We start from the raw sequence: 23,723 nt of genomic DNA on the forward strand, positions 1-23,723 counted from the left end.
CTGCCGGCCCCGTCCCCCGTCCCCCATCCCCCGTCCCCGACCGCCATGGCCGGTCGCAGCGGTTGCGACGGGGCTCGGCTATGCTCCCCATCCAACGCGCAACCGGAATGATCATGGCCAAGAGCCGCACCGCCTACGTCTGCAGCGAATGTGGCGCCGACTACAGCAAATGGCAGGGCCAGTGCACCGAGTGCAAGGCCTGGGACACGCTGTCGGAAATCGTCGTGGAAAGCGCGGCCGCCGCCGGCGCCCCGGCCTCCCGGCGCAGTGGCTGGGCCGGCAAGATCGATCCGCCCAAGGTCACCGCATTGAAGGACGTGGCGCAGACCGACCACATCCGCGTCACCACCCGCATCGGCGAGTTCGACCGGGTGCTCGGCGGTGGCCTGGTGGAGGGCGCGGTGGTGCTGGTCGGCGGTGACCCGGGCATCGGCAAGTCGACCCTGCTGCTGCAGGCGGTGGCCCTGATGGCGGCCGAACTGCCTGTGCTGTACGTCACCGGCGAGGAATCGCTGGCCCAGGTGGCCGGTCGCGCGCACCGCCTGGAACTGCCGCTGGAAGGCGTCAACGCGCTGGCCGAAACCTGCGTGGAGACCATCCTGCAGCATGCCGGCAAGGCCAAGCCGCGGCTGATCGTGGCCGACTCCATCCAGACCCTGTGGACCGAATCGCTGACCGCCGCGCCGGGTTCGGTCAGCCAGGTGCGCGAAAGCGCCGCGCGGCTGGTGCGCTTTGCCAAGGAAACCGGCACCGCGGTGTTCCTGGTCGGCCATGTGACCAAGGAAGGCGGCATCGCCGGCCCGCGCGTGCTGGAGCACATGGTCGATGCGGTGCTGTACTTCGAAGGCGAGAGCGGCAGCCGCTTCCGCCTGCTGCGCGCGTTCAAGAACCGCTTCGGTGCGGTCAACGAACTGGGCGTGTTCGCGATGGGCGACAAGGGCCTGAAAGAGGTCTCCAACCCTTCGGCGATCTTCCTGTCCGGCGGCAGCACGCGCCAGCCGGGATCCTGCGTGATGGTCACCCGCGAGGGCACGCGGCCGTTGCTGGTGGAGGTGCAGGCGCTGGTGGACGCCTCGCCGCTGTCCAACCCGCGCCGCGTGGCGGTGGGCCTGGAACAGAACCGGCTGGCGATGCTGCTGGCGGTGCTGCATCGCCATGGCGGGGTGCTGGTCGGCGACCAGGACGTGTTCGTCAACGTGGTCGGCGGCATCCGCGTGCAGGAAACCGCGGCGGATCTGCCGGTGTTGCTGGCGGTGCTGTCATCGCTGCAGGACCGCGCGCTGGCGGAGAAGACGATCGCCTTCGGCGAAGTGGGGCTGTCCGGCGAAATCCGCCCGGTCCCCAACGGCGAGGACCGCCTGCGCGAAGCGGCCACCCATGGCTTCAAGCGCGCGATCGTGCCCAAGGCCAACGCGCCCAAGGGCGGCACGGTCAAAGGCATGGAAGTGATCGCGGTCGAGCGCCTGTCCGAGGCGCTGGAAGCGGCTGCGCAGTAGCGGCAGCGCGCCGAGCCACGCCCGGCGGCTTTCCCGAACGTGGCGGGCGTGTCCGCCGAGCTCCGCCGAGCACGGCTCGGCGCTACCGGTTCCGGATCAGGATCAGGATCAGGATCAGGATCAGTATGCGTGCGCATACGACCCGCCGTTTTTACCGGGTCGTATGCCCGAAGACCAGTTCGATCACGAACTGGCTGCCGAAGAACGCCAGCAGCAGCAACAGCATCGCGCTCAGGGTCCAGTGCACGGCCTTCAGCCCGCGCCAGCCGTAACGACGGCGGCCGATCAGCAGCACGCCGAACACGACCCACGACAGCACGCTGAGCACGGTCTTGTGCACCAGTTTCTGCGCCAGCAGGTCATCGACGAACAGCACGCCGGTCACCAGCGTCAGGGTCAACAGGAAGAAGCCGACGGTGATCACCCGGAACAGCAGCGATTCCAGGTCCGCCAGCGGCGGCAGGGCACGCAGCCAGGGACGGAATTCGCGGCGGCGCAGGGCGCGTTCCTGCAGCCACTGCATGATCGCCAGCAGCGCGGCGATGCTCAGCGTGGCGTAGGACAGCAGCGCCAGCCAGGCGTGGGTGGCCAGCCGCCAGCCCAGCTCCTTGCTGGGCTCATGCCCATAGCCGTGGTAGGCGGCCAACAGCACCACCGCCAGCGGAAACACCACCACGCCGAGTGCGGCCATGCGGCCACGCGCGCCGACCAGCGAGGTCAGGCCGGCCATGCCCAGGCCCACCAGCGACAGCGCGGCGAAGAAGTGCATGTCCGGCCCACCGGCGTTCTGCAGCGCCACCTGTACGTGGTAGCCGGCGTGCAGCAGCATCGCCGGCACCGCCGCGGCCAGCCAGCCGCGGCCCGGGCGGGGCGCATCGCTGCCGACCGCGCGCACCAGCAGGGCGGTGGCGGTCAGGTAGAGTAGGGCTGCGATGAGAACGATTGTCATCGTAGAAGTTTCGCACACCCCCAACGCAGTGGCGACGGCCCATCGCGCGCGCCCGGGTCGCCGGGGCGACCGGCTATACTGTCTGCCTCATTGTCCCCCGTTCCAGACAGGTTGCATCGCATGTTCGAGTCCCTGACCCAGCGCCTTTCCGGCACCATCGAGCGCCTGCGCGGCCGCGGCCGCCTGACCGAGGAAAACATCCGCGACGCCACCCGCGAGGTGCGCATCGCGCTGCTGGAAGCCGACGTCGCCCTGCCGGTGGTGCAGGCGCTGATCGAACGCATCAAGGAGCGTGCGGTCGGCCAGGAAGTGCTGAAGTCGCTGACCCCGGGCCAGGCCCTGATCAAGGTCGTCCGCGATGAGCTGACCAACGTGATGGGCGCTGAAGCCAGCGACCTGAACCTCAACGTGCCGGCCCCGGCGATCATCCTGATGGCCGGCCTGCAGGGTGCGGGCAAGACCACCACGGTGGGCAAGCTTGCCAAGCACCTGAAGGAAAAGCGCAAGAAAAAGGTGATGGTGGTGTCGGCCGACGTCTACCGTCCGGCCGCGATCGAGCAGCTGAAGACGCTGGCCGAACAGGTCGGCGTGCTGTTCTTCGCCTCCAGCGCCGACCAGAAGCCGGAAGCCATCGTGCGCGCGGCGATCGATGACGCCCGCAAGTCCTTCGTGGACGTGCTGATCGTCGATACCGCCGGCCGCTTGGCGATCGACGAAGCGATGATGGCCGAGATCAAGGCCCTGCACGCGGCGGTCAACCCGGCCGAAACCCTGTTCGTGGTCGATGCGATGACCGGCCAGGACGCGGCCAACACCGCCAAGGCCTTCGGCGATGCCCTGCCGCTGACCGGCGTGGTGCTGACCAAGACCGACGGTGACGCCCGTGGTGGTGCCGCGCTGAGCGTGCGTTACATCACCGGCAAGCCGATCAAGTTCGTCGGTGTCAGCGAAAAGCCGGACGGCCTGGATGTGTTCCATCCGGACCGTATCGCCAGCCGCATCCTGGACATGGGCGACGTGCTGTCGCTGGTGGAGCAGGTCGAGCAGCAGGTCGACAAGGACAAGGCGCAGAAGCTGGCCGAGAAGGTCGCCAAGGGCAAGAAGTTCGATCTGAACGACATGCGCGACCAGCTGGAACAGATGCAGAACATGGGCGGCATCGGTGGCCTGATGGACAAGCTGCCTGGTCTGGGGCAGATCCCCGAGCACCTCAAGGCGCAGGTCAGCCAGGGCAAGGAAGTGCCGCGCATGATCGCCATCATCAGTTCGATGACCAAGAAGGAACGGCGCAATCCGGGCCTGCTCAATGGGTCGCGCCGTGCGCGCATCGCGCGCGGTTCGGGCACCCAGCCGGCCGACGTCAACAAGCTGATGAAGCAGTACATGCAGATGGAAAAGATGATGAGCAAGATGGCCGGCGGCGGCATGAAGGGCATGATGCGCAGCATGAAGGGCATGATGGGCGCCATGGGCGGCCGCGGCCTGCCGTTCCGCTGATGCCGGATGGCCCCGCACGGACTCCTGAAAAGAGGCTCGATGCATGCGTGATGATGGAACTGCCGGCCGCGTAGAACGCTTCTGCCAGCGCTTCAACCTGCAGCTGCCGATCCTGCTGGCGCCGATGGCCGGCGCCTGTCCGGTGCCGCTGTCGGCGGCGCTGGCCACCGCCGGCAGCATGGGGGCGATGGGCGCCGTGCTCTCCCCGGCGGCCGATATCGGTCGCTGGATGGATGACTTCCGCAACCGCAGCAGCGGCCCGGCGCAGGTGAACCTGTGGATTCCCGACGCCCCTGCGCTGCGCGATGCGCAATCCGAAGCGGCGACCCGCGCGCTGCTGGCGCAGTGGGGGCCGGAGGTGCCGGCCAGTGCCGGCGATGCCGGTCCGGCCGACTTCGATGATCAGTTCAACGCCGTGCTGGCCGCGCGTCCGGCCGTGCTGTCCACCATCATGGGCGTGCTCGGCGAGGGCCAGGTGCAGCAGTTGAAGCAGGCCGGCATTGCCTGGATCGCGTGTGCGACCACCCTGGCTGAAGCGCGTGAGGCGCAGGCGGCCGGTGCCGATGCGGTGGTGGCGCAGGGCTTCGAAGCCGGTGGACACCGCGGCGCGTTTGATCCGGCGCAGGCCGAGCGCCAGCTGGTGGGCCTGTTCTCGTTGTTGCCGCGACTGGTCGACCATCTGGATATCCCGGTGATCGCCGCAGGCGGTATCGCCGACGGCCGCGGCATCGCCGCCGCGCTGACCCTGGGCGCCAGCGCAGTGCAGATCGGCACCGCGTTCCTGCGGACCCCGGAGGCGGCGATCGCGCCGGCATGGGCAGACGCGCTGGCGGCCAGTGAACCGGAAGACACCTGGCCCACGCGTGCCTTCAGTGGCCGGCTGGGACGCGGGCTGGCCACCGATTACGTCCGTGCTGCGGCCGCCGCCGATGCGCCGCCGCCGCGGCCGTACCCGGTGCAGCGCGGGCTGACCGCTGCGATGCGTTCGCAGGCTGCGCGCGAGAACCGATTGGCTTCGATGCAGGCCTGGGCCGGGCAGTCGGCGTGGATGGCGCCTGCCGAACCGGCCGCTGCCGTGCTGCAGCGCTGGTGGCAGGACGCGCAGGCGCGCCTGTGAGCGCGACGGGCAGCAGCGCGCTGTTCTGCAATGGCCAGCCGGCCGATGCGGCGGCGTTGGGCGCGGCGCTGGTCAACTACGGCCACTTCACTTCGCTGCAGGTGCGCGGCCATGCGGTGCAGGGCCTGGACCTGCACCTGCAGCGCCTGGCCCATGCAACCCAGGCGCTGTTCGGCAGCGTGCTGGATGAGGGCCAGGTGCAGCGCTGGATGGCGCAGGCGCTGCAGCAGGCCGGCGTGGCCGATGCATCGCTGCGGGTGACGGTGTTTTCCCGCGCTTTTGATTTCCGCGCCCCGCTCGCCACTGTGGCTGCGGACGTGCTGGTGGCGGTGTCCGCGCCCGTGCGGCTCAGCGCTGCGCGCGCTGTCTGCAGCGTGCGGTATCAGCGCGACCTGCCGGCGATCAAGCACGTGGGTACCTTCGGCCTGTTCCAGCAACGGCGCGAGGCGATGGCCGCCGGCTTCGACGACGCGCTGTTCCTGACCGCGGAAGGTCTGGTCAGTGAAGGCAGCACCTGGAATATCGCACTGCACGATGGGCAGCAGCTGGTATGGCCGCAGGCCCCGGCGCTGCGTGGTACCGCCGAGGCGCTGCTGCGGCAGCATTGGGAGCAGCCGCAGGTGGTGAGGGCGGTCGACTCAGTGGAGCTGGACGCAATGCAGGCGGCATTTGCCTGCAATGCCAGCGGTATCTGGCCGCTGGCGGCCATTGATGGCCGCGCGCTGGCAGGATCCGAAGCGCTGGCGGGGCAGGGCAGGGCGGTGATGGCCGGGGTGCCGTGGCAGCCGCTGCGGGCGTGAAGGGCCGGAAAGGCAGGCTGGGGTTGGCTTGGGCCGAACCTGCCGCTATAATCGTCGGCTTACCGCGCCATCCTGGCGACTGGGTTACATAGGAAAATACATCATGGTCAAGATTCGACTGACCCGCGGCGGCGCCAAGAAGCGTCCGTTCTACCACATCATCGTGACCGACGTCCGTAGCGCCCGCGACGGCCGCAACATCGAGCGCGTCGGTTTCTACAACCCGGTTGCACAGGGTGCCGAGAAGCGCATCGAGCTGGACCTGGCCCGCGTTGACCATTGGGTCAAGAACGGCGCCCAGCCGACCGACAAGGTCCGCAACCTGATCAAGGAAGCGACCAAGTCCCAGGCCGCTGCGGCCTGATCTTGAAGGGCCGCGCCCGTCGCGGCCCATCTGGCATACGCAGATGAAAGATATCGAGCGCCGGATCCTGCTGGGCAGGGTTGCCGGCGCTTTTGGTGTGCGCGGCGAACTCAAGCTCGAGTCCTGGACCGAGCCGCGTTCTGCCATCTTCAATTACCAGCCGTGGATCGTGGTCAGCCCCTCGGGGCAGGAATCCACGGTTTCCGGCGTCCGCGGCCGCGATACCGGCAAGCACCTGATTGCCCGGTTCCCGGACGTGGATGACCGCGACGTGGTCGAGGCCATGCGCGGTACCGAGGTCTACGTGGCACGCAGTTCGCTGCCGCCGCCGAAGCCGGACGAGTACTACTGGGTCGACCTGGAAGGCCTGGACGTCAAGACCGTCGACGGGGTATCGCTGGGCCAGGTGTCGCACCTGTTCTCCACCGGTTCCAACGACGTGCTGGTCACCCGCGGCGACCGTGAGCGGATGATTCCGTTCGTGCAGCCGGAGTTCGTCAAGTCCGTGGACTTCGATGCCAACCTGGTGATCGTCGACTGGGATCCTGACTTCTGATGCGGTTCGACGTCATCACCCTGTTCCCGGAATTCCTTGCCCAGTCCGCCGGACTGGGCGTGGTCGGCCGGGCGCAGGAAAAAGCGTTGTTCAGCCTGCACGGCTGGAACCCGCGTGATTACGCCGAAGGCAACTACCGTCGCGTGGACGATCGTCCGTTCGGCGGCGGGCCGGGCATGGTGATGCTGATCGAACCGCTGCAGGCCTGCCTGTCCGCGGTTCGCGCGGCGGACCCGACCCCGGCGCCGGTGATCTACCTGAGTCCGCAGGGGCGCCCGTTGACCCAGGCCAAGGTGCGCGAACTGGCGGCACTGCCGCGCATGATCCTGCTCTGCGGCCGTTACGAAGGCATCGACGAGCGCTTCCTGGCCGGCGCGGTCGACGAGGAAATTTCCCTCGGCGACTACGTGCTGTCCGGCGGAGAGCTGGGTGCGGCGGTGATCATCGACGCCGTCGCCAGGCTGCAGGAAGGCGCGTTGAACGACGCCGAATCCGCCGCCCAGGACAGCTTCGAAGGGGAGCTGGGGCTGCTCGATTGCCCGCATTTCAGCCAGCCTGCCCAGCATCCGCTGGGCGACGTGCCGGATGTGCTGCGTTCGGGCAACCATGCCGCCATCGCCAACTGGCGCAGGCAGCAGTCGCTGCTGCGGACCTGGCAGCGACGGCCGGAACTGCTGGACGAGTCCACCCTGGACAAGGCCGACCGGAAGCTGCTGGCGCAGGCCCGGGACGGACTGGAAAGCGACAAGACCCCCTAGCAAGGGCGTCCCGTATTGGGATATGATTGCGAATTACCATCGCCCGTACTGGTCGATGTGCTCCATACATAATAAACGTGCGGCACAGTCCAGTGACCGCATGAGCCCTACGCTGTCGAATGACACGCCCACCCGAACATATGAATCGGTGTAACCCATGAGCAAGCTGAACAAAACCATTCTCGCGGACTTCGAAGCCGCCCAGATCACCCGCGAACTGCCGAAGTTCAGCCAGGGCGACACCATCGTCGTGAACGTGAAGGTGAAGGAAGGCAACCGTGAGCGCGTCCAGGCCTACGAAGGCGTTGTGATCGCGACCAAGAACGGCGGCCTGAACTCCTCGTTCACCGTGCGCAAGATCTCGCACGGCTACGGCGTCGAGCGCGTCTTCCAGACCCACAGCGCCATCATCGACTCGGTCGAAGTGAAGCGTCGTGGTAAGGTCCGCGCCGGCAAGCTGTACTACCTGCGTGGCCTGGAAGGCAAGGCTGCCCGCATCAAGGAAGATCTGGCTGCTGCTGCACAGGCGAAGATCGCCCGTCTGGCTGCCAAGGCTGCCCAGTAATACCTGCCGACAACTCCGGTTGTCGCCGCAACGGCCGCCTTCGGGCGGCCGTTTGCGTTTGCGCCCGCGCAGCGGCTATGTTCCGGGGATGAATACGTCTAGTCCCCCGATTTCCGAACGCTATCCTCCACAGGTGCGCCACGCGCTGCAGCAGCTGGACGCCGCTGGCGTGAAACGCTCGATGTCCGCGCCGCCGCTGTACCGCCTGTTCTGGCGGCTGGGCTGGGGCGTTGCGCCCCCGATCCTGACCGGCTTCGCCACCAATGTACTGACCACCGGTGCGTGGTTTGGCATCGGCTGGGGCACGGTGATGTGGCTGATGCTGTGGCGCAGTACCGGCATGACCGGGCTGGGCATGGTCACCACGGCCGTGCTGGCCGGATTGGCGTTCGGCGTGCTGATGGCGGTCATGCTGCGTTACCAGCGGCAGCGCCTGGGCCTGCCGCTGTGGAAAGACATCGCGCCCTGACGCCAGCCGTACAGCGTTCGGTAGCGCCGACCCATGGTCGGCGAGCGCAGCGGGACGTGGACGCCCGCGGGCAGCCTCAGCGCGGCGGTGCGGCCGGCGATACCGCTGCCGGTGCGGCGATTTCCAGCGCGGCATCCGGATCGGCCACCGGCGAAGGCGGACTGGCCGGGACTTCGGCCGGCGTGCCGTGCGCGGGGCTGTCCAGCATCTTGGCCTTGCGCCATCCGCCCCAGCGGTAATAGGCCAGCGACAGCAGCATCGACACCAGTGAGCTGGCCGGGAAACTCCACCAGATCGCATCCACGCCCAGGTAGGGCTGCAGCAGTTCGGCAAAGGGCACCCGTACGCCCCACAGCGACCCGGCCAGGATCAGCAGCGGCGCCAGCACCGCGCCGGTGGAGCGCACCACGCCGGAGATCACGAAGCTGACGCCGAAGAACAGGAACGACCACACCGCGATGTGGTTGAGATGCCGTGCCGCCTGCAGCGCCTGGCTGCCATCGGGCAGGAACAGCGCCAGCGTGTAGCGGTCAAGCAGGATCAACGGCGCGATCAGCACGCCGGTCAGCAGGAAATTGAACAGCACGCCCTGGCGCGCGGTGGCCCGCACGCGGCCCCACAGTTGCGCGCCGACATTCTGCGCGGCCATCGACGAACACGCCGCACCGATCGCCATCGCCGGCATCTGCACGTAGGTCCACAACTGCAACGATGCACCGTAGGCGGCGGCCGTATCGGTGCCGTACTGGTTGACCATGGTCATCAGCATGATCATCGACAGCGAGATCAGCACCATCTGCAGGCCCATCGGCACACCCTTCATCACCAGCGCCTTGAGGATCGGCAGATCGACCTTGAACAGCGCCATGTCCTTGCGCCCCAGCCACAGCACGTGGCGCTTGTGGCGCATGTACAGCAGCAGCGCGATCAGCGATAGCGTCTGCGCGATCAGCGTGGCCCACGCGGCACCGGCAATGCCCAGTTCCGGCAGCGGGCCCAGGCCGAAGATCAGCAGCGGGTTGAACACGATATCCAGTGCGACGGACACCAGCAGGAAGCGGAACGGGGTACGCGAATCGCCCGCGCCGCGCATCGCCGCGCTCAGGAAAGCGAACGCGTACAGCGTAGGCATCGCCAGGAAGATGACCTTCAGGTAGGCCTCGGCCAGCGGCAGCGACGCGGCCGGCGTGCCCATCGCCGCCAGCAGCGGGTGGGCGAGGAACCAGCCGGCCACCGCGATCACCACCGACAGGCCGATGAAGAAGGTCGCGCTGGTGCCCATCACCCGCCGGGCCTGGCCGATGTCCTTGGCGCCCATCGCCTGGCCGATCAGGATGGTCGAGGCCATCCCGATGCCGAACACCGAGCCGATCAGGAAGAACATGATGTTGTTGGCGTTGGCCGTCGCGGTCAGTGCCGCTTCGCCGAGGAAACGCCCGACCCAGACCGCGTTGACCGAGCCGTTCAGCGACTGCGCGATGTTGCCCGCCAGGATCGGCAGCGAGAACAGCAGCAGGTTGCGCCCGATCGGGCCGGAAGTGAGGTCGAGCGGCGCTTTTGCCATGGGTCGGAGATCATGCGGGCGTGCGCGCACACTAGCACCTGACGGGTCTGCAGGATGTGCCGGTGAATCATTCACCGGCCGCGGCCGCACCCCAGTCGCGGCGACGCTTGATTGCGCGGTGCACGGCCACATCTCCTGATCAGAAGTGCCCCCCGAACTGCTGATGGAGCAACCCCTGTCGATGACCGAGCTTTCCCTGCCGCAGCCCAGCGTCCGCCTGGATATCTGGTTGTGGGCGGCACGATTCTTCAAGACCCGAAGCCTGGCCAAGCAGGCGATTGAAACCGGCAAGGTGGCCGTGTCCGGCCAGCGGCCGAAGTCTTCGCGTGCGGTGCGGGTCGGCGAGCAGCTGACCATCGAGCGCGGTGAAGAGCATTTCGAGATCGCGGTTGCCGCGTTGAGCGACCAACGTGGTCCGGCACCCGTGGCCCAGCAGCTGTATGCGGAAACCGAGGCATCCAAGGCGCGTCGTGCCGAACAGCGGGCAGTGCGCATTGCCGCGCGCGATGGCTACAAGGCACCGGAGCACAAGCCGGACAAGCGGGCGCGCAAGTTGATCCGGGCGCTGGGGGATCTGGACGCGCTTTGAGCGCGCGGTGGAAGGCGGTGACGACCAACGGTCGTCACCCACCAAGGACGGTCGTCACCCACCAAGGGCGGTGGTCACCCAGCAAGGGTAGTCGTGACCCACTGCAGCCCACCCGGGGCGGTGGAACCCCGCCCCGGTCAGGCGCTGCGACCTCAGCCGTGCAGGTCGTAGCGGTCCAGTTCCATCACCCGCGTCCAGGCGGCGACGAAATCCTGCACGAACTTCTTCTGGCCATCGGCACTGGCGTAGACCTCGGCCACCGCACGCAGCACCGAGTTGGAGCCGAACACCAGGTCGGCGCGGCTGGCGCTCCAGCGCGTGCCACCGCCATTGCGGCTGCTGCCTTCGTAGCCATCGCCGGCGGCCTTCCACTGCGTGCCCATGTCCAGCAGGTTGACGAAGAAGTCGTTGCTCAGCGTGCCGACGCGATCGGTCAGTACGCCGTCCTTGCCACCGTCCACGTTGGCGCCCAGCACGCGCAGGCCGCCGACCAGTGCGGTCAGTTCCGGTGCGGTCAGGGTCAGCTGCTGGGCCTTGTCGATCAGCAGTGCTTCGGCGGGCACGCTGTAGCGGCCCCTGAGGTAATTGCGGAAGCCATCGGCTGCCGGCTCCATCACCGCGAAGGACGCCACGTCGGTCTGTTCTTGGCTGGCATCGGTGCGGCCGGGAGTGAACGGCACGCTGATGTCATGGCCAGCGGCCTTCGCCGCCTGCTCGACACCCACGCCACCGGCCAGCACGATCAGGTCAGCCAGTGACACCTGGGCACCACCGGCGCCGTTGAAGTCGGCCTGCACGTTTTCCAGCGCGGCCAGCACCTTGGCCAGCTGCTGCGGCTGGTTGACCGCCCAGTCCTTCTGCGGGGCCAGGCGCACGCGCGCCCCGTTGGCGCCACCGCGCTTGTCACCGCCACGGAAGGTCGACGCCGACGCCCACGCAGTGGACACCAGTTCGGCCACGCTCAGCCCGCTGGCGGCGATCTTCTGCTTCAGCGCGGCCACGTCCTTGGCGTCCACCAGCGGATGTGTGGCGGCCGGCACCGGGTCCTGCCAGATGAAGGTTTCGGCCGGGATTTCCGGGCCCAGGTAGCGGGCACGCGGGCCCATGTCGCGATGGGTCAGCTTGAACCAGGCGCGCGCGAAGGCATCGGCGAAGGCCTGCGGATCGGCCAGGAAGCGACGCGAGATCTTTTCGTAGGCCGGATCAACGCGCAGCGACAGATCGGTGGTGAGCATGGTCGGGCGATGCTTCTTCGACGGATCGTGTGCATCGGGAATCACCGCCTCTGCATCCTTGGCCACCCACTGGTGCGCACCGGCCGGGCTCTTGGTCAGCTCCCACTCGAACTTGAACAGGTTTTCGAAGAAGTCGTGGCTCCACTGCGCCGGGGTGCGCGTCCAGGTGACTTCCAGGCCACTGGTGATGGTGTCACCGCCCTTGCCGCTGCCGAAGCGGTTGCTCCAGCCCAAGCCCTGGCGTTCCAGCCCATCGGCTTCCGGCTCCGGTCCAACGTTGTCGGCCGGGCCTGCACCGTGGGTCTTGCCGAAGCTGTGGCCACCGGCGATCAGCGCGACGGTTTCCTCGTCGTCCATCGCCATGCGGCCGAAGGTATCGCGGATGTCGAAGGCGGCCAGCAACGGATCCGGGTTGCCGTCCGGGCCTTCCGGGTTCACGTAGATCAGGCCCATCTGCACGGCGGCCAGCGGGTTTTCCAGCTTGCGCGAATGCACGTCGCCGTCGGCGTCGTCATCGGATACCAGCACGCCGCCGGCCTTCTCCACGCCTTCCGAACCGTGCTTGTAGCGTTCGTCGCCGCCGAGCCAGCTGGTCTCGCGGCCCCAGTACACGTCCTGGTCCGGTTCCCAGGTATCGGGGCGACCGCCGGCAAAGCCGAGCGTCTTGAAGCCCATCGATTCCAGCGCGACATTGCCGGTGAGGATCAGCAGGTCCGACCAGGAAATGGCCTGGCCGTACTTCTGCTTGATCGGCCACAGCAGGCGCCGCGCCTTGTCCAGGCTGACGTTGTCCGGCCAGCTGTTGAGCGGGGCGAAACGCTGTTGCCCACGCCCGCCGCCGCCGCGGCCATCGCCGATGCGGTAGGTGCCGGCGCTGTGCCAGGCCATGCGCACGAACAGGCCACCGTAGTGCCCGAAGTCGGCCGGCCACCAGTCCTGCGAATCGGTCATCAACGCCTTGAGGTCGTTCTTCAGTGCCTGGTAGTCCAGGCCCTTGAACGCGGCGGCATAGTCGAACTGCGGATCCAGCGGATTGGAACGCGACGAATGCTGGTTGAGCAGGTCCACGCGCAGCTGCTTGGGCCACCAGTCGTGGTTGGTGGTGCCTTCACCGGTGACGGCGTGGTTGAACGGGCACTTCGCTTCGCTTTTCATGGGTCTCTACCTGTGTACTGGCGAATGTTTAATAGGGAACGTGAATCGAGGTTCCCCTCCACGGTAAGCACCGTGCACAGGAACGTACATTCGATTCGCTCAACCGGATCAATAGTAGAAATCTATGGTCCCGAACGATTGGACAGCCGTGCCCAATCAGGGGCGCTTGCCGAGCAGTCCACCGCCGATTTTCAGGACATCACCGAGGCCAAACTGCCCGTCGCCGTCCTGATCGAGCAGGGCGCCGAGGCCCCCGCCGGCCATGCCGGAGGCCTGCGCTTCCTGGCCAAGCGCCTGGCTGAGCTGGCCGGCGTTGCCCTGCTGGGCGAATTTCTGGGCCAGAAACGACATCACGATCGGCGCCAGCAGGGCCAGCAGCTGGCCCGACCGGCCACTGTCCAGGCCGGTCTTCTGGCCGAGCAGCTGCGCAGCCTGCGGACTCTGCCCGCCGAACACATGGCCGAGGATGCCGGCGCCATTGGTGGCCTGGCCACCCGCACCGCCCATCACCGCGCCGAGCAGGCCGCCGAGGTCGAAGCCGCCTGCCGCACCGCCGGCCGCCGCCGGGCTGCCCCCCAGGTGATCACGCTGCAGCGCGTTGAGCAGCGACTGTGCACCCTGCGGGTTGCTGGCGTTGTTGCCCATGGCGCCCAGCAGCAGCGGCAGCGCGGACTGGATCGCCTGGCTGGCCTGGGTGCTGTCCACGCCGAGGGTCTGGGACACCTGCTGCAGGGCGGGGCCCTGCTGCAGCTGCTGGAGGAGGGAGCTGGTGAGCGACTGCGTGTTCATGGCGGAACTCCTGCGGCTCGGGGTGGGTACGGCTCAGGCCGGAAACCGCCCGAGCATAACGCCGCCTGCACGAAAACGATGCGAAGGCTTCACGCGGGGTCCGGCGGCGGGGCCTCCGCCGCCCGGCCGGCAATGTCCAGCAGCAGCCGATCGAAATCCGGCAGCAGCACACGGTTGCCATGGCCGCTCAGGTGATCCTGGTCGAAGAACAGGGGCTGGTCGCCCTGCATCGCCGCGCAGCGCTGTTGCGTGCATAGCAGAGGCAGGGGATCCCATACATGCAGTGACGGATAGCGCGCCGCCAGGCGGTCCAGCGCGGCCATCTGCGGCGCGCGCATCGCTTCCATCTGCGCGCGGGGCACGCTCAGCCCGCCGGCGCAGGCCGGATTCATCCGGTTGAAGGAGTCCGAGCACCGGTAAGCGGCCGCGCGGAACACCGGCATCGGCGCATCGATGATCACCTGCACTTGAAGCGCCTGCAGCCGTGCCAGCACGGCATCGGCCTCGCGTTCCGCCGCCGCGCTGTCGGCTGGGTTGCGCTGGGCCTGAAGTCCGTTGAACCCGGCGGCCTCGCCAGCGCTCCAGTCCGCATCGCGCAGGTCCTGCATGCGCAGCGAGGCAAGCAGCACGATGTCACCGGGTCGCGCCTCGCGTTCGATCTTGGACAGCACGCGCTGCAGGTAGGGCGCGCACTCGGCGCTGCTCGGCGTCAGCAGGTTGGCGATGCCGCAGCCGCCGCGCTCTTCCACATGCAGCTGCAGGTCGAATTGCCGCGCCGCGATGCTTGCCATCGTGCGATACGCGGCGGCATGCGAATCCCCGGCCACGAACAGGTTGCGTCCTGCCAGTGCAGGCGCATCGATGGGCTCCACGGGCATCCATGGCGGGTGCCGCTGTGCGCGCCAGGCGTATCCATCGCGCGTGCTGCTCAGTGACAGCGTGTCGCTGTACTGGGTGATCGCCCACGCGCCCGCAGTGGAAACCCCCAATGCGGCCATCGCCACCAGCAGTACCTTGCCGGGATGCGCGCGCCGGGCCGCGTGCATGCCGCGCAGGGGACATTCCACCCAATGGTAGGACGCGCTTGCCAACGCAAGGAGTACGACGGGATACGCCCACAGCGCGATGCCGTGCAGGCCGTAGGTCCAGCGCAGCAGGACCAGCAGCGGCCAATGCCACAGATACAGCGAGTAGGACAGGCGTCCCAGATAGGCCAGCGGCGGCCACTGCAGGACGCGCAGCAGGCCGTTGGGACGTTGCAGGGTAGTGGCCGATGCCGCCGCTGCGAGCAGCATCAGCGTGCCGACCACGGTCGCGATGGCGCCCGGGAACGGCACCGGCTGGTTCCCGGCGTACAGGAAGCCGACCAGCACCAGCATCAGCCCCGGCAGCGCCCAGCGCTGCCAATGGGCCGCCAGCATGCGGTTGGCTATGGCCTGGTACAGCAGCGCACCCGCGCCCAGTTCCCACAGACGTGCCGGCAGCAGATAGAACGCGGACGTCGGCGAGGCCGTGGTCTGCCAGGCGGCCAGCAGCAGCGATGCCAGCGCCAGCAGCGGCAGGATTGCGTTGACCCACGGCCGCGATGCACGGGCCCGCAGCCAGACAAGGAACAGCAGCGGGAACAGCAGGTAGAACTGTTCCTCCACGCCCAGCGTCCAGGTGTGCAGGAAGGGGTTGAGGTCGGCACCGGGTGAGAAGTAATCGCCCTGCTGCCACGCCAGCACCAGATTGCCGACGCCGAACAGGGCACCGAGTCCGGTCTGGTCGTACTGTTCGTTGCGCCACGCGCGCGGTACCAGCAGCGCCGACACCACGAAGGTGACCAGCAGCACCAGCAGCAGGGCGGGCAACAAGCGCAGCACCCGCCGGCGGTAGAAGTCCAGCAGGTAACGACCCATGTGGTCGTACGGGCGTGATGCCAGCGACTGGCTTATGACGAAGCCGGACACCACGAAGAACAGGTCCACGCCACTGAAGCCGCCGGGCAGCAGCGATGCGTCGACGTGGAAGATGACCACCGCCAGCACGGCGATTGCCCGCAGGCCGTCGATGGCGTTGTCATGACGCGAGGTTGGATCGGACATGGACGATTCTGCAGGCGGGAAAGCCACAGCATCGAAAGCGCGGCGGCGTCGGGCAAGCGTCAGATGCGACAGACGCCGATGCCGTTGGGCAGACGTTGCAACGTTACGGGGTGTGCTCGGGGCCTGGCTTGTATGTTGAACCAGAGCCTGGCGTGACGGCGGGCCAAGCGCACAGGTGCGCTGCGACGTGGTCGAAATCTGGAAGCGCCAACGCAGGACCGTGGGAATGATGTCTGTTGGCCGGTGATGCGGGCTCTTGTTCAGCCGGACGAGATGCGAACGACGGAAAAGGAAACGGCATGAGCGCTCGTGTTGCAAAGACAGCAGGTGAGGTGATCCTGGATCCGTTGAAGGGTTGGGAACGCGTCGAGCTGCGCAGCGACTGGCCATGGCCACTGCTGGCGCTGGCGTTGGCTACGGTGATGGCGTGGACGACTTACTACGCGAACGTGGACCTGGCCTGGCTGCAGGACCATCTGCTTGCCGGCCATGGCGAGCTGCAAGGTCGCGAGCTCGAATTCATGCGAAACCTGCTCGGGCGCACCCTGTTGACGGTGATGTCGGTCGCCAGCTCGCTGCTGGTGGGCGGCGCCTTCCTCCTGCTCGCCGCAGCCTGGCTGAAGGTGGTCGCACGTACCCGCCGTCCCGATCCCTACGTGAAGTGGGTGGGGCGCGCTGCATGGCTGACGGTGCCGGAGACGGTGATGCTGCTGATGATGGCGCTGCGTTGTGCAATAGCTGACACCAGCAACCTTCCTCCCGAACTGTCCAACCCACTGTCCATCGCCCAACTGACCGGACTCGGCGTGGGCAGCCGATGGCTGTCGCTGGCCGGTTCGGTTGGCGTGCAATCCCTCTGGACGATAGCCCTGTGCGCAGCCGGCCTGCGCCACTGGCTCGGCATGGGCTGGGTCCGCGCGCTGTCGATCGCGCTGGCACCGGCGCTGTTGCTGTACGGCGCATGGGCCTTGGGCATTGTTGTGGGAGCAACGCAATGAACCGTCGTCTGCTGATCGGTGGCGTCGTGGCCTTGGTGCTGGCGGGCAGCATGGTCGCCACCCTGTGGGGCGGACGCAAGCCGGTGGAGGTGCAGTACGAAACCGCGGAGAATCGGACCTTGCGCGCGTCGGTGCTCGGTTCCGGTACCTTCGATTTCCGGGACACGGCCGCGCTTTCGCCCGAAGTCATCGGTCTTGTGCGCCAGGTGCTGGTGAAGGAAGGGGACCACGTCCAGAGCGGTCAGCTGGTGATGGTGCTGGACCAGGAAACCCAGAAGGCCGAGGTGCAGCAGCGGGAATCGATGGTGCGGCAGCAGGCGCTGGACATTGAGCAGCAGGCAGAACTGCTGGACATCCGCCAGACCCAGGAGCGCCGCAGTACCGAACTGGTGGCGAAGCGTCTTGTCGACCAGGCCAGCCATGACCAGGTGCGTCACGAGGTGGCACTGGCGCGGCTGCGGCTGAAGGCCAGCCGAGAGCAGCTGACACAGTCCATGGCGGCCTTGGTGCAGGTCCGCGAGAGCCTGGCCAAGACGCTGATCCGCGCACCCATCTCAGGCGTGGTCACGTCCATCGCCCTGAAGGTCGGCGAAACCGCGGTACCGAGTTCGACGGGCATCGCAGGCTCCAGCCTGATGACCATCGCTGACGTCGGCACGATGGCCGCGACGATCAAGGTCGATGAGATGGATGTGTCGCGTATCAAGCAAGGACAGCAGGCCCAGGTATTCGCCGGATCGGACAGCAGCAGGATGCTGCTCGGCAGGGTCCAGGAGATTGCACTGGCACCCACGCGCGCCGCGGGTGACGGCGGCAGCGCACACCAGCGCAGCTACGCAGTGCAGATTGCCCTGGATGGGCACGCCCATGCCGACCTTCGCACCGGGATGAGCTGCCGTGCCGAGGTATTTGTGGACGTTGGCCGTACGCCTGTCGCGGTGCCGGTGCAGGCGCTGTTGAGCGAACAGGCCGATGTCGCCCGCCATCAAGGTGCGGCAGGCAAGACGACGCGGCAGCGGCAGTACCTTCTGGTGGAGTCGGGAGGCACTGTTACCAGGCGGCACGTGGAGTCCGGTGTGTCCGACGATCGCCATGTGGAGATTGTCTCGGGACTCGCGCGCGGCGATCGGGTCATCACCGGACCTGCAAAGACAATGCGGCATCTGCGCGACAACCAGCGCGTACGCGCGGTGCCGGCCATGCTGGACCTGCCCTGACATGCAGCCCATCCTCGAGCTGCAACAGGTCTACAAGCACTACGCCATGGCGGGCGAACAGGTGCCGGTACTGCGCGGCATCGATCTGACCATAGATCGCAACGAGTACGTCGCCATCACCGGGCCTTCGGGATCCGGGAAGACCACCTTGATGAACATCCTGGGCTGCCTGGACCGTCCAAGCGCAGGAAGTTATCTGCTTGCGGGTCAGCCGGTCACCTGCCTGGACGAGCGCGAGATGGCGGGAGTGCGCAATCGCGCCATCGGCTTCGTTTTCCAGAGCTTCAACCTGATGTCGCGCGCCACCGCGCTGCAGAATGCCATGCATCCGCTGCTGTACCGGAAGATGGGACGTGCAGAGCGCCAGCAGCGGGGCATGGACGCCCTGTGCAAGGTGGGACTGGCCGATCGCGCAGGCCATCTCCCCAGCCAGTTGTCCGGGGGGCAGCGGCAGCGTGTGGCGATTGCACGCGCGCTGTGCGGCTCGCCCTCGATCCTGCTCGCCGACGAGCCTACCGGCAACCTGGATTCCGCAACAACGCGGGACATCATGGCGCTGTTCGACGCGCTCTGGGCGGACGGCAGCACCATCGTGATGATCACCCATGAGACGGACATCGCGGACCATTGCCACCGCGTCATCCGGATCGAAGATGGGAAGGTGAGTGCAGATCGGAGGCGTCAGCGCAATGGCTGATCTGCTGCTGATCGTCGAGTCGGCATGGGCAAGCATCCGTGCGCACGCCCTGCGCAGCCTGTTGACGGTGCTGGGCATCGTCATCGGCGTTGCCTCGGTCATCGCGGTGGTCTCGATCTTCCAGGGCATGGCCGCCTCGATCACGGATCAGTTCGCCGGACTGGGCGCGAACAACCTGACCGTCAGGTCCGAGACCTCCTTCGACGACCAGTTGCAGGGACGCCGTAGCCGGATTTCGCTGGAGGACTACCAGCGCCTGGTCGACGGCCTGCCCGGAGTGGGGGAGGTGTCTCCAAGTTTCAACGTGATGGGCGACCATGGCGGCATGGTTCACGCGGGGCGGGCCGATACCTTCACCCGGGTGATTGCCAGTTCGCCGGCCTACCAGCATTCGCGGCAGGTCTACCCCCGGCTTGGGCGGTTCATCACCGCTGCCGACAATGATTCCCGTCGACGGGTCTGCGTGATCGGGGAAAAGCTGCGCAGCAACCTGGAACTACCCGCTGATCCTGTCGGGCAGTACATCCGCATCGGCAGCGAGTGGTGCAAGGTGGTGGGGTTGATGGAGGAGCGCGGCGAGGTGTTTGGATTCAGCCAGGATGACTTCGTGCTGATGCCCTTCGCCACCGGTCTTGCCCTGGTGCAGGACGCATCACAGGTGGATCTCAGTATCGACATCCAGGTCGCCGATACCGCGGAAATGGAGGCGGTGAAGGACAGGATCGACGCACTGCTGCGTCAGTCGCGCCTGCGGGGAGCTAGCCAGGGCGGTGACTTTCGCGTCGAAACCGCCGAGCAGCTTGGGGATTCGTTGAAGAGCATCATCCACCTGGTCAGCATGGTGTTCGCGGGGATCGTGGGTGTGTCGCTGCTGGTCGGGGGTATCGGCATCATGAACATCATGCTGGTGTCGGTCACCGAGCGGACCCGCGAGATCGGGATCTGCAAGGCCCTTGGCGCCACCCGCCAGGCCATCCTGCTGCAGTTCCTCAGCGAGGCGGCGCTGCTCTCCGCCATCGGCGGTGTCATTGGTGTCGTGCTTGGTTACGCCGGCGGCGTGCTCGCTTCTCTGGTCATCCCCGGGCTGCCACCGGCCACGGTCCCGTGGTGGACGGTGGTGCTGTCGGTCCTGTTCTCCGCCGCCGTCGGCGTGGTGTTCGGAACGATTCCTGCCGCCAAAGCCGCCGGCTTGGATCCCATAGACGCGCTTCGCTACGAGTGAGGGCAGTTCAAAGCCCGCCCCGGTAGCGCCGACCCATGGTCCGCGAGCCGGGCGGGCCTTGCAGCATCAGACCAGCGCTTTCAACCGGTACAGCGCTTCCAGTGCTTGCCGCGGCGTCAGCTCATCCGGATCCACCGCCGCCAATGCATCCAGCGCGGCGGTGTTGTGGGCAGCGAACAATCCAAACTGCTGCGGTGCATCCAGCGCCTGTGGTGCCACCGCCGCCGACTGGGTTTCGCCGCCGCGCTGTTCCAGCTCGGCCAGGCGGCGCCTCGCCTGTGCCACCGTCGCGCGCGGCAGCCCGGCCAGCGCCGCCACTTGCAGGCCGAAGCTGCGGTTGGCCGGGCCGTCCTTGACGGCGTGCATGAACACCAGGCGCTCGCCACCGTTCTGATCGGTGTGTTCCACCGCGTCCAGGTGCACGTTGGCGATGCCGCTGCGGCCACCCTCGTGCTGTTCATCAGCCAGCGCGGTCAGCTCGAAATAGTGCGTTGCGAACAAGGTGTAGCAGCGGTTCTGCCACGCCAGGTGGCGTGCCACCGCGTCGGCCAGGGCCAGTCCATCGTAGGTCGACGTACCGCGGCCGATCTCATCCATCAGCACCAGCGAGTGTTCGGTCGCATGGTGCAGGATGTAGCTGGTCTCGGCCATTTCCACCATGAAGGTCGACTGCCCGCGCGCGAGGTCGTCGCCGGCGCCGATACGGGTCAGGATGCGGTCGATCGGACCGATCACTGCACGACTGGCGGGCACGAAGCTGCCGATATGGGCCAGCAGCACGATCAGCGCGTTCTGCCGCATGTAGGTGGACTTGCCGCCCATGTTCGGGCCGGTGATGACCAGCATGCGGCGGTCCGGGTGCAGGTCCAGGTCGTTCGGTTCGAACGGCTGGTCACGCACCGCTTCCACCACCGGGTGGCGGCCGCGTTCGATCTTCAGGCACGGCCCGCTGTCGAGCTCCGGTCGCGACCAGTCCAGCGCCTGCGCACGTTCGGCGAACCCAGCCAGTACGTCCAGCTCGCTCAGCGCGCCAGCGCACTGCTTCAGCGGCTCCAGGCAGTCGCCCAGCGTGTCCAGCAGCTGCTCGTAGAGCTGCTTTTCGCGCGACAGCGAGCGATCGCGCGCGGACAGTACCTTGTCTTCAAAGCTTTTCAGTTCTTCGGTGATGTAGCGCTCGGCATTGGTCAGCGTCTGGCGGCGGGTGTAATGCACCGGCGCGCGGTCGGACTGGCCCTTGCTGATTTCGATGTAATACCCATGGACGCGGTTGTAGCCGACCTTCAGCGTGGCGATGCCGCTGCTTTCGCGTTCGCGCTGTTCCAAGTCGATCAGGAACTGGTCGGCATGCGTGGACAGCCGGCGCAGTTCGTCCAGTTCTTCGTCGAAGCCGTCGGCCAGTACGCCGCCGTCGCTGAGCTTGAGCGGCGGCATGTCGGCGATGGCGCTGGCCAGCAGGCGCGCGCAGTCATCGTGCTCGCCAAGCAGCTGGTGCAGCGCCTGCAGGCGCGGCGAATCCAACGGGCCGAGCACCTCGCGCACCGCCGGCAGCAGGCCCAGGCCATCGCGCAGGGTGGAGAAATCACGCGGACGCGCCGAGCGCAGTGCCACGCGGGTCAGGATGCGCTCCAGGTCGCCCAGGCGCCGGAACTGTTCGCGGATATCCGCATCGGCGCCGCGGTCGATCAGCGTTTCCACCGCATGGTGGCGCTGTACCAGCACTTCGCGCAGGCGCAGCGGACGGTGCAGCCAGCGCCGCAGCAGGCGGCCGCCCATCGGGGTGACGGTGCTGTCCAGTACGCCGAGCAGGGTGTTGCGGGTATCGCCATCGACGCGGGTATCCAGCTCCAGGTGGCGGCGCGTGGCGGCATTCATCGCGATCGCTTCGCCGGCGTTTTCCATCGCGATCGACGTCAGGTGCGGCAGGCGCTGCTTCTGGGTTTCTTCGACGTAGCCCAGCAGCGCACCGGCGGCACCGGTGGCGCGCGGCTTGTCATCGATGCCGAAGCCGCTCAGGTCATGCAGCTTGAAGAACGCCAGCAGCTGTCGGCGGCCGCTGTCGGCGTCGAACAGCCACGGCGCACGCAGGCGCACGCCCTTGCGCTGGCGCAGGAATGCGGGCCAGTTCTCTTCGTCGGGCACCAGCAGTTCGGCCGGTTCCAGTCGTGCCAGTTCGGCTTCCAGCGCGTCATCGGTGTCCACTTCATTGACCAGGAAGCGCCCGCCGGCTAGGTCCGCCCACGCCAGCCCGTAGCCGGACTTGCTGCGTGACAGCGCCATCAGCAGGGTATCGCGGCGCTCGTCCAGCAGGGCTTCGTCGGTGACGGTGCCGGGGGTGACGATGCGCACCACCTTGCGTTCCACCAGGCCCTTGGCCAGGGCGGGGTCGCCGATCTGTTCGCAGATCGCCACCGATTCGCCCAGCGCCACCAGCCGGGCCAGGTAGCCTTCGTAGGCATGAACCGGCACGCCAGCCATCGGGATCGGCGCGCCGCCGGAGCTGCCGCGCTGGGTCAGGGTGATGTCCAGCAGCCGCGCCGCCTTGCGTGCGTCGTCGTAGAACAGCTCGTAGAAATCGCCCATGCGGAAGAACAGCAGCAGGTCCGGGAACTCGGACTTGGCGGCGAAGAACTGCTTCATCAGGGGGGTGTGTTCGGCAGTGCTCTTCAAAGATGAGGTTTTCGCAGTGGAATCAGTGGTTTGCAAGAAACGTCCTTACGGGATGTAGCGGTCAATCCGGGTCATTGGCGGCAAGTAGCGGTGTTTTTTGTTGCGTCGCGGTTGCGTCGCTCACTCAAACGGGATGAAACTGATGTTGCGACGGACACACAGCGGACCGACCATGGATACGGTTGTTGCGACGGAGGCGGCTGCCCCGCGTCGCCGAGGCACTAAGTTTAAGCTGACCTACCGGCAAATCTGCGAACTGAGCGTGGCTAAAGGCCCCGTTGAGGGACCGCAGGGCCGGACCATCATCTCCCCACGCCAGGCAGCGGAAGTAGGGAAGCCGTATCGGGTCCTGGATGGCAACCAGGGAGCGCCGACCGGCTTCGGCTTCTACGTAGGCACCACCCGGACGACGTATGAGGTCGTGGTTCGAGGGCCGTCAGGGGTTCGGCGGTTATCGCTGGGGAATGTGGCCGACATGGGGCCCGAGCAGGCCTACGAGCTGGCCCGGCAGAAGCTGGCCGTGGTTCGGGAAACCGGGGAGCACCCGTCTCGGCAGGAGGCCCGCAGCGAGCACCTGCTTGAGCTCAAAGGGGTCACCCTGGCCGATTGCTTCGCCGCCTACATCAAAGACCTTGAAAAGAAGGTCCGAAACAAGAAGGCCAAACCGGCCAGCGTGCGCGCCGTCCAGGACAGTTTGGCTCGGTTTGCGCGTGCTGAAGTCGGGTTGGCCGACAAAGCCATACTGTTTAAAAAATATAAGCTAAAAAAATCAACAAATTAGCCGCTATTATGCTGAGCGCTAGTTAAACGGGCGTTCGATATTGCCGGTCTGGATTGAGCTTGAAGGTGTGTTTGCCTAAGAGCTGAAAGCTATTCTGACTAACGAACGAGGATTTCCTCTCGGCCCTGTAGTCCATGGGCTGAGTTCCTTG

21 protein-coding genes are annotated in these 23,723 nt (G+C 66.9%); 15 read left to right on the plus strand and 6 right to left on the minus strand.

Translation table 11 applies throughout. The features are described 5' to 3' along the window. Window positions 1–113: 113 nt before the first annotated feature. On the plus strand, window positions 114–1,496 hold the full coding sequence (gene radA, locus RTX79_RS05900; protein ID WP_057509205.1) for a DNA repair protein RadA: 1,383 nt from the start codon (window positions 114–116) through the stop codon (window positions 1,494–1,496). A 151-nt stretch (window positions 1,497–1,647) separates the two neighbouring features. Here radA and RTX79_RS05905 read toward each other — a convergent pair whose 3' ends face one another. Next, window positions 1,648–2,445: a cytochrome C assembly family protein gene (locus RTX79_RS05905; protein WP_057509195.1), complete on the minus strand. Its 798-nt coding sequence runs from the start codon at window positions 2,443–2,445 to the stop codon at window positions 1,648–1,650. A 120-nt stretch (window positions 2,446–2,565) separates the two neighbouring features. Here RTX79_RS05905 and ffh point away from each other — a divergent pair, with 120 nt between their 5' ends. The 8 genes from ffh to RTX79_RS05945 all read left to right on the plus strand — a co-directional run bounded on the left by ffh (window position 2,566) and on the right by RTX79_RS05945 (window position 8,571). Beyond that, on the plus strand, window positions 2,566–3,942 hold the full coding sequence (gene ffh / locus RTX79_RS05910; protein WP_192083157.1) for a signal recognition particle protein: 1,377 nt from the start codon (window positions 2,566–2,568) through the stop codon (window positions 3,940–3,942). A 43-nt stretch (window positions 3,943–3,985) separates the two neighbouring features. Further along, the gene (locus tag RTX79_RS05915; RefSeq protein WP_312682628.1) at window positions 3,986–5,059 is read left to right on the plus strand and encodes an NAD(P)H-dependent flavin oxidoreductase; all 1,074 of its coding nucleotides are present in this window, start codon (window positions 3,986–3,988) and stop codon (window positions 5,057–5,059) included. After that, window positions 5,056–5,859 carry an aminotransferase class IV gene (locus RTX79_RS05920; RefSeq protein WP_428695962.1) on the plus strand — a complete coding sequence of 268 codons (804 nt, stop codon included), beginning with the start codon at window positions 5,056–5,058 and terminating at the stop codon, window positions 5,857–5,859. The genes RTX79_RS05915 and RTX79_RS05920 overlap by 4 nt, the downstream gene beginning before the upstream one ends. Before the next feature lie 103 nt (window positions 5,860–5,962). Continuing rightward, the gene (gene rpsP / locus RTX79_RS05925) at window positions 5,963–6,223 is read left to right on the plus strand and encodes a 30S ribosomal protein S16 (protein ID WP_005415733.1); all 261 of its coding nucleotides are present in this window, start codon (window positions 5,963–5,965) and stop codon (window positions 6,221–6,223) included. A 43-nt stretch (window positions 6,224–6,266) separates the two neighbouring features. After that, on the plus strand, window positions 6,267–6,779 hold the full coding sequence (gene rimM, locus RTX79_RS05930; RefSeq protein WP_123700397.1) for a ribosome maturation factor RimM: 513 nt from the start codon (window positions 6,267–6,269) through the stop codon (window positions 6,777–6,779). Next, window positions 6,779–7,537 (plus strand): tRNA (guanosine(37)-N1)-methyltransferase TrmD, encoded by a 759-nt coding sequence (trmD, locus tag RTX79_RS05935; protein ID WP_312682631.1) that lies wholly within the window; start codon window positions 6,779–6,781, stop codon window positions 7,535–7,537. The genes rimM and trmD overlap by 1 nt, the downstream gene beginning before the upstream one ends. Before the next feature lie 157 nt (window positions 7,538–7,694). After that, window positions 7,695–8,102 (plus strand): 50S ribosomal protein L19, encoded by a 408-nt coding sequence (gene rplS / locus RTX79_RS05940; protein ID WP_057509199.1) that lies wholly within the window; start codon window positions 7,695–7,697, stop codon window positions 8,100–8,102. Window positions 8,103–8,190: 88 nt separating this feature from the next. Beyond that, window positions 8,191–8,571 carry a DUF6404 family protein gene (locus RTX79_RS05945; RefSeq protein ID WP_312682634.1) on the plus strand — a complete coding sequence of 127 codons (381 nt, stop codon included), beginning with the start codon at window positions 8,191–8,193 and terminating at the stop codon, window positions 8,569–8,571. Window positions 8,572–8,647: 76 nt separating this feature from the next. Here RTX79_RS05945 and RTX79_RS05950 read toward each other — a convergent pair whose 3' ends face one another. Continuing rightward, the gene (locus tag RTX79_RS05950; RefSeq protein ID WP_312682635.1) at window positions 8,648–10,135 is read right to left on the minus strand and encodes an MATE family efflux transporter; all 1,488 of its coding nucleotides are present in this window, start codon (window positions 10,133–10,135) and stop codon (window positions 8,648–8,650) included. A gap of 181 nt (window positions 10,136–10,316) precedes the next feature. Between RTX79_RS05950 and RTX79_RS05955 the strand changes: the two genes are divergently transcribed. Further along, window positions 10,317–10,724: an RNA-binding S4 domain-containing protein gene (locus RTX79_RS05955; protein WP_312682752.1), complete on the plus strand. Its 408-nt coding sequence runs from the start codon at window positions 10,317–10,319 to the stop codon at window positions 10,722–10,724. 152 nt (window positions 10,725–10,876) lie between these two features. Here RTX79_RS05955 and katG read toward each other — a convergent pair whose 3' ends face one another. From katG to RTX79_RS05970, 3 genes are all read right to left on the minus strand, one after another. Further along, window positions 10,877–13,114 carry a catalase/peroxidase HPI gene (gene katG / locus RTX79_RS05960; protein WP_312682637.1) on the minus strand — a complete coding sequence of 746 codons (2,238 nt, stop codon included), beginning with the start codon at window positions 13,112–13,114 and terminating at the stop codon, window positions 10,877–10,879. Window positions 13,115–13,270: 156 nt separating this feature from the next. Then, window positions 13,271–13,903 carry a DUF937 domain-containing protein gene (locus RTX79_RS05965; RefSeq protein ID WP_312682640.1) on the minus strand — a complete coding sequence of 211 codons (633 nt, stop codon included), beginning with the start codon at window positions 13,901–13,903 and terminating at the stop codon, window positions 13,271–13,273. An 89-nt stretch (window positions 13,904–13,992) separates the two neighbouring features. Further along, complete coding sequence (locus RTX79_RS05970) at window positions 13,993–15,990, minus strand: acyltransferase family protein (protein ID WP_312682643.1); 1,998 nt, start codon at window positions 15,988–15,990, stop codon at window positions 13,993–13,995. Between the two features lie 332 nt (window positions 15,991–16,322). On the opposite strand from RTX79_RS05970, the gene RTX79_RS05975 reads away from it, so the two are divergent. Genes RTX79_RS05975 through RTX79_RS05990 form a run of 4 tightly spaced genes read left to right on the plus strand, consistent with a single transcriptional unit; the run spans window position 16,323 to window position 20,124 of the window. Beyond that, window positions 16,323–16,988, plus strand: coding sequence for a YIP1 family protein (locus RTX79_RS05975; protein WP_312682645.1), 666 nt, complete (start codon window positions 16,323–16,325; stop codon window positions 16,986–16,988). Continuing rightward, window positions 16,985–18,205: an efflux RND transporter periplasmic adaptor subunit gene (locus RTX79_RS05980; protein WP_312682647.1), complete on the plus strand. Its 1,221-nt coding sequence runs from the start codon at window positions 16,985–16,987 to the stop codon at window positions 18,203–18,205. Before RTX79_RS05975 ends, RTX79_RS05980 begins: the two co-directional genes overlap by 4 nt. Window position 18,206: 1 nt before the next feature. Next, window positions 18,207–18,902, plus strand: a complete 696-nt coding sequence (locus RTX79_RS05985) for an ABC transporter ATP-binding protein (protein ID WP_312682648.1) — start codon at window positions 18,207–18,209, stop codon at window positions 18,900–18,902. Then, window positions 18,895–20,124, plus strand: a complete 1,230-nt coding sequence (locus tag RTX79_RS05990) for an ABC transporter permease (RefSeq protein WP_312682649.1) — start codon at window positions 18,895–18,897, stop codon at window positions 20,122–20,124. The genes RTX79_RS05985 and RTX79_RS05990 overlap by 8 nt, the downstream gene beginning before the upstream one ends. A gap of 66 nt (window positions 20,125–20,190) precedes the next feature. Here the strand turns inward: RTX79_RS05990 and mutS are convergent, their stop codons facing one another. After that, a complete protein-coding gene (gene mutS / locus RTX79_RS05995; RefSeq protein WP_428695963.1) occupies window positions 20,191–22,827 on the minus strand; it encodes a DNA mismatch repair protein MutS in 2,637 nt (878 codons plus the stop codon). A 136-nt stretch (window positions 22,828–22,963) separates the two neighbouring features. On the opposite strand from mutS, the gene RTX79_RS06000 reads away from it, so the two are divergent. Continuing rightward, entirely contained in the window at window positions 22,964–23,572 is a 609-nt protein-coding gene (locus RTX79_RS06000) for a hypothetical protein (RefSeq protein WP_312682652.1), read from the plus strand. The last annotated feature ends 151 nt before the right edge of the window (window positions 23,573–23,723 follow it).

The sequence above is a fragment of the Stenotrophomonas chelatiphaga genome, assembly GCF_032054965.1.
GTDB classification, from domain to species: domain Bacteria; phylum Pseudomonadota; class Gammaproteobacteria; order Xanthomonadales; family Xanthomonadaceae; genus Stenotrophomonas; species Stenotrophomonas chelatiphaga.